Below are 12,257 nucleotides of genomic sequence, written 5' to 3'. Positions count from 1 at the left end.
CTGCAACCAGTGTGAAAGTAGGTTATCGTCAGGCTAGTTATATAGAAAAGCCCCACTCAGTGATCTGAGTGGGGCTTTTCGCTTTGGGCGATCGACTTTATGCGATTGATCCATCAACTGTCCAATCCATTCCCACACGTTGTCATTCCTGATCGGAGTGCTGCTCATCCTCAGGGCCGCTAGAATTTGCCGCCTCTGTCATACGCCCTTGGCCACACTGTGGCAGCAAAACCCCACGTACCAACCCCATGATTTGATCGGGCGCAACGGTCAAACAGGTTCATTTCTGCACATGCTTCAGGCTCTTACTATTTCTTTGACGCCAAGGGGACTGTCGCATGATGCGTTGGTCCGGACTGGCGGAACCAAGTACTTCACATGAAGGGCCGCTATGCGTGAGATCACCACATGGGTGTTGATAATAGCGGCTTATCCCTTCATTGCAGCCTGGCTTGTGGGGCTGCGACGCGGCTATCAAATCAACGAATTGGAAGAGCAGCTGGTTTTGCTCCGCGAGAAGATCCAACAGCTCTCTCCGGCACCGCTGGAAACACCGACGCCTCGTCCTGCCGACATGGCTGTTTACGCAGTACCAACGGATGATGTTGAACAGGTGCCACCTGCCGTTTTGCCAGATAGCGCCCATGCACAAGTCCAGGGGGAGGACGCTGCTAGTGCGAGTGCGAGTGCGATTGCCGATGACGCCCAGACAATCCATCGTTCGCCACAAGCAAAACGAGGTACTCCCCGCCGCGGCCGCAGCCGTGGCAGCCCGATTCAACACGAAGAGATCACGCCGCCGCTGGACGCTGATGCTTCAACCAAAGCGGTATCCCCGCCACCTCGCTGGCTGGTTGCGGCCAAAACCTGGCTGATAACCGGGAATCTGGTTGCCAAGCTCGGCTTGGTTATCCTGTTTATCGGCATTGCATTTCTGCTCAAGTATGTTGCAGCGACCATCACCATCCCGATTGAACTGCGGTTAGCCGCGCTGGTGTTGGCCGATATGGGTCTTCTTGGATGGGGTTGGCGCCTGCGTAGCAAGCACAGCGGGATCGGCTTGCCGGTACAGGGAACCGCTATCGCCATCCTGATGCTGGTGATCTTCAGCGCATTCCAGCGCTACGCCTTGATACCGGCGGGATTCGCATTTGCCTTGCTTGTGTCGCTTACGGTATTCACGTGCCTTCTTGCCATTTTGCAGGAGGCACCGTGGCTCGCGGCATTCGGCATTACCGGCGGCTTCGCCTGCCCGCTGCTGTTATCGACCGGACAGGGAAATCACATCGCCTTGTTCTCTTACTACGCGATGCTCAACGTCGGCGTGTTTGCGCTGGCGTTCAAGCGTTCGTGGCACCAGCTCAATCTGCTGGGCTTTGTCTTCACGTTCGGTGTCGCCGGGGCATGGGGCGGGTTGCAGTACACCCCGGACCATTACACGTCAGCGCAGGCATTTTTGATTCTTTTTTTCCTGTGCTACTCAGCTATCCCTTTCGCATTCGCGGGTCGCACGAGAACACGGTTGCAGGATTATGTCGATGTCACACTGATCATGGGAACACCGCTGTTCACCTTCGGGTTTCAGGTCGGGCTGGTCAGGGACATGCCATTCGGACTGGCATTTTCGGCACTGGGGCTGGGCGGATTTTATCTCGTGGCCGGAACGATTCTCTGGCGTGCCGGCAAGGAGCGCTGGCGCACCCTGGTCCGGACCTTTGCCGTCCTTGGCACCATTTTCGGCACGCTGACGATCACGTTTGCCCTGGATGCGCGCTGGACCTCGGCCGCATGGGCGCTGCAAGGATTCGGCTTCGTGTGGTTCGGCTTGCGCCACCAGCGGCGTGCCATCTGGGTTTGTGGACTGTTGTTGCAGGCTGGCGCCTGGGCCAGCTTCATGACCGCGCTGTCTCATATCCACATGGCTGCAGCACTGACGGCGAACTTGTGGCTGGGGTTCTTGCTGCTCGCCGCCGGCGCATTTGCGGTGGCTCTGGCATTCCGCCAGAGCGACAACAGCATCGACAGGCAGGATCTGTCTTCACTGGCCGCCAATACGTTGGCCAACACGGCGTTGATGTTCGCGGTGCTGTGGCTGCTGGCCGGATGGTTGACAGAAGCGACCCTGCGCTTCTCGGGCGCCATCCTGGCAGACTGGATCGTGATCGGGTCGATGCTCACGGCATTGCTGCTGTATGCCCTCAGTCTGCGGATGGTCTGGACAACCGCGCGCCAACTGGTTCTGGCTACCCAGATCGCAGGCGCCATCGGCCTGGCCATCGCGACGACACCCGGGCTGTCATGGCTGAGCATGGTGGAGCCAAATGACGAGATGCCCTTGCTTGGCCTGGTGATCCTGGCCGTGGCGGCGTTCGCCACCAGTCGCTCGCTGCAGCGAGCCGCGTCCGGGAAAGAGGGCAGCTACCTGTCACCGTTACTGCTGCTGTGGAGCGGCATCTGGTGGGTCTGCACTCTGAATGTCGCAGCCGGTCGGTTCGTCGGCTATCTGCCTGTCACCCTGGGCAGCGTGGATTCCCTCTGGCTCGCACTGTATGTGCTTGGCATCGCGGCCACGTCGATCGCGTGCGTACGCTACGCCGCTCGCTTCACCTGGCCCGATCTGCGCTGGTTTGCCCTTGTCTGCTGGGCCGCGCTGGGCATCATCACGCTGCATTCGCTTGCATTGCTGTACAGCATGCATGCGCTTCCAGACGCCGCGCTCTGGATCGCATGGGCAGTTGCATGGCTGGGCAGCGAACAGGCGATGCTGCGCTGGCATACCGGCGGTTCATTCTTGAACCGCACCGTCTTGCAGCTGCTGCACGCCGTGCGCACGGGTGGGCCGTGGCTCGCGTTGTGGCCAACCGGCGCGATCCTGATCGACGGCTGGCTCGCCACGCCAACCGACAGCGCATTGATCTTGCAGGGCGGCTGGATCACGGACGCGGCATGGAGCAATTACCTGCCGACGTGGGCAATGATGCTGGTCCTCGTCGGGGTGCTGCGCCGAAGCATGAAGGGGGGCTGGCCTACTGCGCCGATTGCCGACTGGTACCGATCGATTGCTATTCCAGTAGGGATCATGTTGACGATGTTGCCGATCGCCCTGTGGAATCTGCGGCACGATGGGGCGATGGCGCCGTTACCTTACCTGCCACTACTCAACCCGCTCGATCTGACCACCGGGTTCGTGTTGATACTGTGGGTGAGCGCTTTGCGGCAGCTTGCCGCCCGGCTTGCGCTGGACCAGCCCATTCTGCACACACTGCGAATGACCAGCGTGGTAACAGCGTGGCTCTGGTTCAATCTCATGCTGCTACGAAGCGCGGCGCACTATTTGGGCATCGATTACCGGCTTGCCGACCTCGCTGCTTCGCAAACGGTGCAGGCCTTGCTCTCCCTGGCCTGGGGGGCGAGTGCTTTCGTGCTCATGCGCATTTCCTCACGGATGGTCCAACGGCGAATCTGGTGGGTCGGCGCACTGTTGTACGGCATTGTCGTGGGCAAGCTGTTTCTGGTCGATCTGGCCAGTGAGGGCAGCATGGCGCGCGTCGTGTCGTTCGTTGGTGTCGGCCTGCTGCTGCTGCTGGTCGGCTATCTGGCGCCGTATCCGAAAGCACCACAAGAGGCGTCAATCGCTGCGCCAGCTTGACCGACCGGGAGCCTCACCCATGCCGACTTCTCTCTACAGGCGTTGCTGCGCCATCATGGCACTCGTGCTGGCGGTCGCTGTCAGCACCGCGAATCCAGCCATCCCCACCGATGGGCCTGCCGACTATTCGTATCGTCTGCCTTTGCGCGTCGTCAGCAGTCAGGCCGTCGTGCAACTACCACTGCCGCGTGCGGTTTATCTGAACGCGCGTTCGTCGGCGTTGCATGATCTGCGCGTGTTCGACGCTGTCGGCGCATCCATGCCTTTCGCACTGGTCGATCAGGCGCCACCCGCCGTCGAGAAGAGAGCCGCTGCACCAGTCGCCATTTTTCCACTGTACGGCGCGGCCCGGGACGCAGGGCCGATGTCCGAAAGCCTGCAGATCCGCACCCGCAGCGATGGCGCCGTCATTTCGGTGACCACGCCATCGCGCGCAGCGAGCGATACGCTGCAAAGCCTGATCCTCGACCTTCAACCGGCGGCGCTGGCGGCGAAGGTCAGCGCAGCAGCCCCAGTAGGCGCACTGACGTTATCGCTGCCCGCAGGGATGAGCAGCTACAACGCGCATGTCGCGCTCGATGCAAGTAATGACCTGCAAGACTGGGACCTGCTGGCCGAAGCGGCAGTCAGCTGGCTGGTCAACGATCGCGGCGCAAGCGTCGGCAAGCACCGCATCGAGTTTTCGCCGCAGTCGTTTCGTTACGCCCGTCTTCGTTGGCTCGACGGCAAGCCGCTCGCCTTTGCCGACATTAATGCCGAATATGTCGTGCAGCAATATGCTGCCACACAACTCGATACCATCGTTCTGCCGGGGGTGCCAGCTGCCGAGGGCCGCGATGTACTGTATGCCGCACCTGTCGCGATTCCGGCAATCACTGTCGGCTTCGTGTTTCAAGGACAAAACGTCGTCATGCCGGTGATGGTGGGGCAGTACCAGACCACGCGTAGTCGCAAACCGGGGGAACGGGTCGTCACGCAGTTGCAGCCGATCTTGAATACAACCTTTTATCAACTGTCACAGAAGGGACAGCAGCGCGTATCGGGCGACGTCGAGATTACCGCCACCAATGCGTCCACCTGGGTGGCCCGGCCACTGACGCCTATTCTGGAGCGACCGGCCTTGCGCTTGCGCTGGGCGCCTGCGACCATCGTGTTTGTGGCGGCTGGCAAGGCACCCTACCACTTGGCGTTCGGCCGCGCCAGCGCGACAGTTGCCAGCGTGCCGCTATCCCAGGTTGCGCCGGGTTTCACACGCCGTGAATTGGCCGAGCTCGAATCCGCAACACCCGGGGCGCTCGTGCGACAGCAACGGTCGGATACGACCGCGGAGGATAGTAGTACTACCGGCAGCAACCGTCGGTATTGGTTATGGGGCATGTTGGTATGCGGCCTCGCCGCTCTTGCCGCCATGGCCTGGCATCTGTTCCGTCAGATGAAGGCCGATGCGTCTGACAGCGAGCTGCATGCCTCGAAGTAGTCATCCTCCAATGTGGTATGGCCATGCTGGCCGCGATGCCAGCGTGCATCGGCGTTCCAACACCATCAATAAGCTGCTAAACAGGCAACGAAGAGTCGGTAAGTCGCTATAATTCACTGATAGCAACTTTCGGCAGCCACGATGTTTCCGTTCTTTGACGCCGGACCGCAGCCCGGCATAGCCCTGGCCGCACTGTATGCGCTGCTGGCCGTGGCGTCGCTGTCCATCCGGCGCGCGGCGCGCGGCGCGGCACCGTCGATGCTGCAGCATCAGGTCAATGCCTGGTGGCGAATTTTCCCCATCGTTACCCTTGCGCTGCTTGCTTATCCACTGGGCCTGCCTGCCTTGTGTCTGCTCGTGTGCATCTTGGCCATTGCCGAGCTTGACACCCATGTTGATGGCCGCTATTTCCGCTTCGGTGCTGGCGGCATCCTGCTTGGCGCCATCGCTATCGGCCTCTTTTTTCCGGCCATGGCACTGCCCTTGATTGCGACTGTCCTTGCGATCGGTGCGCTGTATTGCTGGCGCCGGCCCGGGCCCGGCGCACTGATCTGGTTGACTTTTCTGGTCACCGCCGGTGCGATGCTGATCCTGGCCATCTTCACCACCTTGCCGTTCGGCGAACAGACCATCCTTGGGTGGGCACTGTATCTGTTCATCCTGACCGCACTGAACGACATTGCCCAGTTCGTCTCAGGCAAGCTGTTCGGCCGTCACAAGATCGCCCCCGGCGTGAGCCCCAACAAGACCTGGCAGGGCCTGGCCGGCGGGATCGTGGTATCGCAAGTCGTCAGTCTCGCACTTGGCAGTTATCTGCAATTGGCCGGCCCACTCACGCTTGCCGTGTTCGGTCTCCTGCTGTCGCTGGCCGGCTTTGCGGGCGACCTGATGTTTTCAGCGGCGAAACGCCGTTTGGGCATCAAGGATTTTTCTGCCCTGATTCCGGGCCATGGCGGTATTCTCGACCGCGTCGACAGCCTGGTCCTGACCGCTCCCCTTTTGTACTGCCTGCTGCGCATCACCCAACAAGGACAAGCATGAAACTCGAACACCCAATGGCATGGACCACGATCGAATCCGGCTTCACCGGCAGCGACGGCACGCGCCTGTTCTACCGCGCCTGGAAACCAGCGGTGCTGCCAGCCACGCGGCCACCGCGCGCACTGATCTTCCTGCACCGTGGGCATGAACATTCGGGGCGCATCGCGCCGCTGGTCCAGCGTTTTGGCATGCAGGGCGACTGGGCGTTTGCGTATGACGCGCGCGGCCACGGCCACTCGCCCGGCGAACGTGGCGACGCGCCGGATTTCGCGACGCTGGTCGACGACCTCGATCGCTTTGCGCAACACGTCGCGACGACTTACGGCATTGCGCCGCAAGACACCATCGTCGTGGCCAACAGCGTCGGCGCGGTCGTCGCCGCGACCTGGGTGCACGATTACGCGCCGGCGATCCGGGGCCTGATCATGGCCGCTGCCGCCTTCAGCATCAAGCTGTACGTCCCGCTGGCCAAACCTGCGCTGCGCTTTGCGCGGCGCTTCAAGCCCGACCTCTTCGTCACCAGCTACATCCGCCCCGGCATGCTCACGCATTCGAAGGCAGAAGCCGATGCGTACGCCAGCGATCCGCTGATCGCGAAAAGCATCTCGGCCCGCATCCTGCTCGAACTGAACGACACGGCCGAACGGATCGTCGGCGACGCCGCGGCAATTGACGTGCCGGTGCTGATGCTGGCCGCGGACAAGGATTACGTGGTGGCAGAAGCGCCGCAGCAGCGCTTCTTCGAGCGCCTCAGTTCCCCGATCAAGCGCTACGTGCGGCTGGAGGACTGCTACCACGCCGTGTTCTATGAGCGCGACACCACGGTGGCAATCCAGGCCAGCCTGGACTTCATCACCGCCTGTTTTGCCGCTGCGCCGCGCGCGCCGGCGCAGTACCTCGGCGCCGACCGCAGTGGTCACACGGCGCAGGCCTATGCGGCGCTCGAGCGCGATGAAAGCGGCAGCGCCGCCACGCGCGCCTGGTTCGGCTTGCAGCGCACGATGCTGGGCGTGCTGGGGCCACTGAGCGACGGCATGCGCATCGGCTTGAAGAACGGCTTCGATTCGGGCGAGTCGCTCGATTACGTCTACCGCAATCAGGCCGGCGGCCGGCTTGGCGTGGGCAAGATCATCGACCGTGGTTATCTCGACGCGGTCGGCTGGCGCGGCGTGCGGGTGCGCAAGGTGCAGCTGCAGCACATGCTGGCCGAGCGCATTGCGGCCCATCCGGCGCACGAGCCGCTTCGCATCCTCGACATCGCGGCCGGCTCGGCACGCTACGTGCTCGAGACGGTCAAGCGGTTCCAGGACCGCCGCATCGAAGTCACGCTGCGCGACTATATGCAGTACAACGTGGACAACGCGGTGCAGCTGGCGCAGACGCTCCAGCTGCAGGTGCCGGTCGACGTGCAGCGCTGCGATGCATTCAGCGCCGACAGCTACGCCGGTCACGAAGGCCGCTACGATATCGCGATCGTCTCCGGGCTGTATGAGCTGTTCAGCGATAACGCGCAGGTCCTGGCCTCGCTCGAGGGCGTGGTGCGCAGCCTGCGGCCGGGCGGTTACCTGATCTACACTGCACAGCCGTGGCATCCGCAGCTGGACATGATCGCCTACACGCTGGTGAACCACCAGGGCAAGCCCTGGAAGATGCGCCCGCGCCCGCAGGCCGAGATGGATGCGCTGGTTGCCCTGGCCGGTGCGCGCAAGCTCGACACGGCAATCGGTGTGGAGGGGATCTTCAGCGTGTCGCTGGCGCGTAAGGATGCAGTCCCCGGCGCAGGCGGTTGAAGACGGTCAGCGCCGACAGCAGCAGCACCAGTACCAGCACGCCGTTGGCCCAGATGGGCGCGACTCCGGTACCAATCAGCAGCGCGACCACGCCGAAGGCAAAGGCGCGGTCGCTCTTGCCCATCGGGCCCTCGAAGCCGCGCGGCGCACCAAGCGCCTGCACCAGCACACCGGCAAACTCGGTGAGCAGCGCTGCCACGACGGCGAGCACCACCACAACCGGCTGGATCCCGGCCGCCAGCGCGAATGGCAGGTACAGCGCCGCATCCGACAACTGGTCGCACAACTCATTGAGCATGGCGCCAAGGGCCGTCTTGTTGCCGGTTGCCGTGGCCAGCATGCCGTCGATGGCATTCAGGGCCATGCGCAGCAGCAGGAACAGCGGCAGGCCATACCACAGCGCGGCATTACCCGGATCGAGCGCAAGTGCGAGGCCATAGGCCATCGACAGGACCATCGCGCCCAGCGTGATCTGGTTGGGTGTGACACCGGCGCGCGCCAGGGCCGCCAGTGCAGGCCGCAGCAGTTGCTGGAAGCGGGGTTTCAATTGGTAGATCGAGAAGGACATGGCGGATGCTTTCGTAGATAGAGTCGGGCAATCAGCCGGCTGCGGCTGTAGCCCATGGCGCAATGGACGTAGACGGGACGGCCTGCCGCATGCTGCTGCGCGATTGCGGCCAGCACCGCACGTAGCTGGGCGGGGCGGGGCGCGTGCAGGTCCATCAGGGGAATATGCAGGTAGTTACCGCGCAGGCGCGCCGTTTCGGGCAGCTCGGCGCTCAGGTCGATGACATGGCAATCGGGCGGCAGCCGGCGTGCTTCGGCATTGCTCAGGCAGCGGCCGATCCACAGGCCGGGCGCCATCTGCATCAGCGCGGGGCGACGCCGCTCGCGTAGCCGCACCAGCAGCCAGGTCAGGCGGTAACCGGCCAGATAAGGCCAGAACAGCAGCCAGGCGCGCAGTGGGTGGCGGCCAGCCTGCTTGCCAAGGAACCCGGCACGTCGCGTGCGGTACGCGGCCGCTACCAGCAGCAGACTGGCCGCCGCATACGCTGCGATCGGGCTGCCCAGCGCGATTGCGCCAAACAGGGCCAGAGCGGCCATGATCAGGTAAGAAAAGGCGACCGCATGGGCACGCGTTGCGCCGGGCCGGATCGTTGCGGTGGCTGCGAGGCCCAGCACGATGCCGCCCGCCACATCCAGCAGATGGTGCTGCCACGTGAATACCGTGCTGGCGCCAACCAGCAGCAGCCAGACTGCCAGCGCGGCTCTGGTCCACCCGCCGCACAACGGGCGCAGGGCGCACCAGAAGATCACGCAGTACGCCACGTGCAGCGACGGGAACTGGTTATACGGTTGGTCGACCAGGTCCAGCCACCCGTACAGGGCGGCGGGCACGACATCGTGCACAGTCGGCCGTTCGAATGCAAAACGGGCCGGCACCATGGCGAACACGAGGCAACCGGCGACGGTGGCCAGCAACAGGCGCCGGCTGACTACGCGCAGCTGTTCGGCCGTGCGCACGGCAAAGAACATCAGCATGAAAATCAGCCCCGACGTGATGTATGGCACCACCATCCACGCGGCGAAGGCAATCGTCTCATCCCACGCGAACGCGAGACTGCGCCGGGTGTGCTGCTGGTGCGCCAGCAGGTTCGCGAGCGGGTAGCAGATGCTGAAAACAAGACCATTGAGCGCCAGGTGCAGCCAGCGCTGTCGCATCGACACGCCACCTGGCTGGCGCGGCAGGCGTTGGACTTGTGGTTGCTGTTGCATTTGTGCATTATGCATCGGATGGAGACTCGAGAACAGTACGCACGCTGCCTGGTGCTGGCGGGAGGCGGCTTTCGCTTTGCCTACTATCTTGGCGTGCACGCGGCGGCGGAAGACTGCGGGCGCCGGCCCGATCTGCTGCTGGGCACCTGTGGTGGCGCCATCGCCGCGGCAGTGATTGCCGGTTTGCCCGATGCCCCGGCGCGCCTGGACTGGATCGCCTCAACGCCGATGCACCGCTTCCTGCGAGCGATCCGGCCCGGCGTCAATGCAGCGCTTCCGCAGGTGCTGGGTGGCGCTGCATGGCGCTGGATCACGGGCACTGCCGCGCCGCGCGTGCCGGACCTGTTCGATGACTATCTGTTCGAGCTGCCCGAGGTGCTGCCGCTGCCGCAGGCAAGGCTGCCCGCTGCGCCGGCGCTGGCCATTGTCGGTGGCCGGCTGCTGTTCGGGCCTGAGGATGTCGGCGCCAGGCGCGGCTCGCGCACGCTGTTCGAGGAGGTCGTGTTCGGGCCGCAGCGTGTGGCATCGCTGCTGGCCGGGCATGCCGCGCCGGCAGCCGATCCGCGCTGGAGCAGCGGCGCCATCGCCCCGCATCTGCAGACCGACACGACGATGCCAGTGGACGATGCGGTCCGGATCTCGGTGGCCGACATGTTTTACTTTCCCAGCCATGTCAGCGCGGGGCGGCGTTATACGGGTGGCGTGATCGACCTGTTCCCGATCGAGCTGGCGCAGGCACTCGCGCGTGAGGTGATCATGGAGCGCAAGTCGCCCTTCAACCCGTGGCTGGCGCTGCCGGCGCTACGCGCGGTGCTGGGGCTCGATGGCGCGGCGCGACTGCAGCATGTTCATGCGCAGCAGGCCGCAGCCTGGGTCGACACGCGCGACGTCGGGCGCGACCTGCGTGCCCACGGCATCGGCAAGCGCATCGACTGGCGTGCCAATCGCATCGGCCTGGACGTACCGGAATCGCACGATGCCTACGTGGCACAGGTGCGCATGCAATGGGACTATGGCTATCGCAAGGGGATGGCCGCTCTGGAGAAAACGCAGCAATGAACATCATGATCATCGGCGGCACGAGTGGGATCGGCCTCGCCCTGGCCGTACATTACGCTGCGCAGGGCGCTCACCTGGCGTTGTGCGGGCGCGATCTCGCACGGCTCGACGGGCATCCACTGGCCAGCGCGCAGCGCGTACGCACCTATGCGTTTGATATTGCCGACCGCGCTGCGGTGGCTGGCGCTGTGCAGGATTTTGGCGGTGACGGTCTGGATCTGTTGATTGTCACTGCTGGCCAGTATGTCGACGCAGCCGGTCTATCTGCAGAACCGGCACTGGGGCTGGGACTGACGCAGACGAATATCGGTGGACTGGTTGCGGCCTTTGACGCCGCTGGAGCATTGATGCGCGGGCAGGGGCGCGGGCAAATCGTGGTCGTGGCCTCGATCGCCGGTTTGCTGAAGGCCTATCCGGCAGATTCTCTCTACAGTGCCAGTAAGCGGGCGGCAATTGGCATCTGCGATACTTACCGCAAGGCCCTGGCACCGTGGGGCATCGCGGTGACGACGATCGTGCCCGGGTATGTGGATACGGCGCGCCTGCGTGAACTCAATGGCGGCAATGCAGGCGGCAAGCCGTTCCTGCTGACCGAAGAGGATGCCGTCCGTCGCATGATAGAGGCAATCGAGCAGCGCGCTGTGCGCTGCGTCTTTCCATGGCAGCTGCACTGGATGGTGCGGCTGTTCAATCTACTGCCCTCAGGACTGCGCAACCTGCGCCGCAAATGAATCACGCAGCGCTGTGCTGGGCAGCGACGCGCAGTTCGAGCCGGTCCCAGAAGCGGTCGTGAATCGGCAGCAGAAGGACGTTGCACACGGGTTCAAGGATGGCCGCGATACCGCCGGACGCGAGCGAGCCCGTCGCGCAGTAGATGACGGTAAATCCCACGACCATGTGCAAGGCAGTCTGGCTGACCTTCTCAGCCGCACGTCGGGTATAGCGTTCGCGCTCTGAACGCGCCCGGGCACGGATGGCCTCCCAGGCTTTCTCGTGGAAAGGGAGCAGCAGCACATTGATCACGGGCTCAATGATGATCGCGAGGCCGCTGAACATGACCGAACCAGTCAGTGCGTACGCAATGGCGAAAGCGATGGCCATGTGGGTGATGACTTGACTGGTTTTCTTGGCAGCGACGACCATCTTGGCTCCTGGGATTGCATGTATGAATACGGTAGAGGCAAATGATAGTCATTCTCGATTAGCACACAAAGCCATATATTTCTACCGTGTTGATAGCGTATTACTATTGAGTGCGCTCTTGTAATAGGCTGCAGAATTTCAGAAGCTCCTTGCCGAACATGTGACAGGTTTGTTATAGTCTCGTTCTGCCCGACGCAGACGCCGCTGAAAAGCAGCGACAGCGAAGTAAAGAAGGGGTTGACGAAAAATGAGAAACACTTCATAATCTCGCCTCTCTGCTGCTAACGAACACAACGCTTCGTAGCAAACGGCAGAAGCAGCA

At 63.1% G+C, this 12,257-nt stretch carries 10 protein-coding genes; 6 read left to right on the top strand and 4 right to left on the bottom strand.

The window, feature by feature from the left end; all coding sequences use genetic code 11:
• The first annotated feature begins 391 nt into the window (after positions 1-391).
• The 4 genes from HD842_RS23700 (at position 392) to HD842_RS23685 (ending at position 7,957) form a co-directional block, all read left to right on the top strand.
• Positions 392-3,649, top strand: a complete 3,258-nt coding sequence (locus HD842_RS23700; protein WP_183558731.1) for a DUF2339 domain-containing protein — start codon at positions 392-394, stop codon at positions 3,647-3,649.
• Between the two features lie 19 nt (positions 3,650-3,668).
• Positions 3,669-5,126 (top strand): DUF3999 family protein, encoded by a 1,458-nt coding sequence (locus HD842_RS23695; RefSeq protein ID WP_183558729.1) that lies wholly within the window; start codon positions 3,669-3,671, stop codon positions 5,124-5,126.
• Positions 5,127-5,267: 141 nt separating this feature from the next.
• The gene (locus tag HD842_RS23690) at positions 5,268-6,167 is read left to right on the top strand and encodes a phosphatidate cytidylyltransferase (protein ID WP_183558726.1); all 900 of its coding nucleotides are present in this window, start codon (positions 5,268-5,270) and stop codon (positions 6,165-6,167) included.
• Positions 6,164-7,957: a bifunctional alpha/beta hydrolase/class I SAM-dependent methyltransferase gene (locus tag HD842_RS23685; protein ID WP_183558723.1), complete on the top strand. Its 1,794-nt coding sequence runs from the start codon at positions 6,164-6,166 to the stop codon at positions 7,955-7,957. The genes HD842_RS23690 and HD842_RS23685 overlap by 4 nt, the downstream gene beginning before the upstream one ends.
• Here HD842_RS23685 and HD842_RS23680 read toward each other — a convergent pair.
• Together HD842_RS23680 and HD842_RS23675 are read right to left on the bottom strand one after the other, a co-directional pair.
• Positions 7,908-8,525 (bottom strand): CDP-alcohol phosphatidyltransferase family protein, encoded by a 618-nt coding sequence (locus HD842_RS23680; RefSeq protein ID WP_183558720.1) that lies wholly within the window; start codon positions 8,523-8,525, stop codon positions 7,908-7,910. The genes HD842_RS23685 and HD842_RS23680 overlap by 50 nt on opposite strands.
• The gene (locus tag HD842_RS23675; RefSeq protein WP_183558717.1) at positions 8,501-9,733 is read right to left on the bottom strand and encodes a phosphatase PAP2 family protein; all 1,233 of its coding nucleotides are present in this window, start codon (positions 9,731-9,733) and stop codon (positions 8,501-8,503) included. Before HD842_RS23675 ends, HD842_RS23680 begins: the two co-directional genes overlap by 25 nt.
• Positions 9,734-9,751: 18 nt before the next feature.
• Here HD842_RS23675 and HD842_RS23670 point away from each other — a divergent pair, with 18 nt between their 5' ends.
• A complete protein-coding gene (locus HD842_RS23670; RefSeq protein WP_183558714.1) occupies positions 9,752-10,792 on the top strand; it encodes a patatin-like phospholipase family protein in 1,041 nt (346 codons plus the stop codon).
• The gene (locus HD842_RS23665; protein ID WP_183558711.1) at positions 10,789-11,523 is read left to right on the top strand and encodes an SDR family NAD(P)-dependent oxidoreductase; all 735 of its coding nucleotides are present in this window, start codon (positions 10,789-10,791) and stop codon (positions 11,521-11,523) included. Before HD842_RS23670 ends, HD842_RS23665 begins: the two co-directional genes overlap by 4 nt.
• 1 nt (position 11,524) lies before the next feature.
• Here the strand turns inward: HD842_RS23665 and HD842_RS23660 are convergent, their stop codons facing one another.
• Positions 11,525-11,935, bottom strand: coding sequence for a DUF2061 domain-containing protein (locus HD842_RS23660; RefSeq protein WP_183558708.1), 411 nt, complete (start codon positions 11,933-11,935; stop codon positions 11,525-11,527).
• A gap of 138 nt (positions 11,936-12,073) precedes the next feature.
• Positions 12,074-12,257 (bottom strand): hypothetical protein (locus HD842_RS23895; RefSeq protein ID WP_221290846.1); only part of this gene is annotated, 184 nt, incomplete at its 5' end.

The sequence above is a fragment of the Massilia aurea genome, assembly GCF_014200505.1.
In the GTDB taxonomy this organism is placed as follows: domain Bacteria; phylum Pseudomonadota; class Gammaproteobacteria; order Burkholderiales; family Burkholderiaceae_D; genus Telluria; species Telluria aurea_B.
This window is presented reverse-complemented; position numbering and strand designations above follow the sequence as displayed.

Excerpts from the sequence above, each read along its gene's own strand:
- HD842_RS23675 (WP_183558717.1), bottom strand. The coding sequence starts at position 9,733 with ATGCAACAGCAACCACAAGTCCAACGCCTGCCGCGCCAGCCAGGTGGC.
- HD842_RS23690 (WP_183558726.1), top strand. The coding sequence starts at position 5,268 with ATGTTTCCGTTCTTTGACGCCGGACCGCAGCCCGGCATAGCCCTGGCC.
- HD842_RS23700 (WP_183558731.1), top strand. The coding sequence starts at position 392 with ATGCGTGAGATCACCACATGGGTGTTGATAATAGCGGCTTATCCCTTC.
- HD842_RS23660 (WP_183558708.1), bottom strand. The coding sequence starts at position 11,935 with ATGGTCGTCGCTGCCAAGAAAACCAGTCAAGTCATCACCCACATGGCC.
- HD842_RS23685 (WP_183558723.1), top strand. The coding sequence starts at position 6,164 with ATGAAACTCGAACACCCAATGGCATGGACCACGATCGAATCCGGCTTC.
- HD842_RS23680 (WP_183558720.1), bottom strand. The coding sequence starts at position 8,525 with ATGTCCTTCTCGATCTACCAATTGAAACCCCGCTTCCAGCAACTGCTG.
- HD842_RS23670 (WP_183558714.1), top strand. The coding sequence starts at position 9,752 with ATGGAGACTCGAGAACAGTACGCACGCTGCCTGGTGCTGGCGGGAGGC.
- HD842_RS23695 (WP_183558729.1), top strand. The coding sequence starts at position 3,669 with ATGCCGACTTCTCTCTACAGGCGTTGCTGCGCCATCATGGCACTCGTG.
- HD842_RS23665 (WP_183558711.1), top strand. The coding sequence starts at position 10,789 with ATGAACATCATGATCATCGGCGGCACGAGTGGGATCGGCCTCGCCCTG.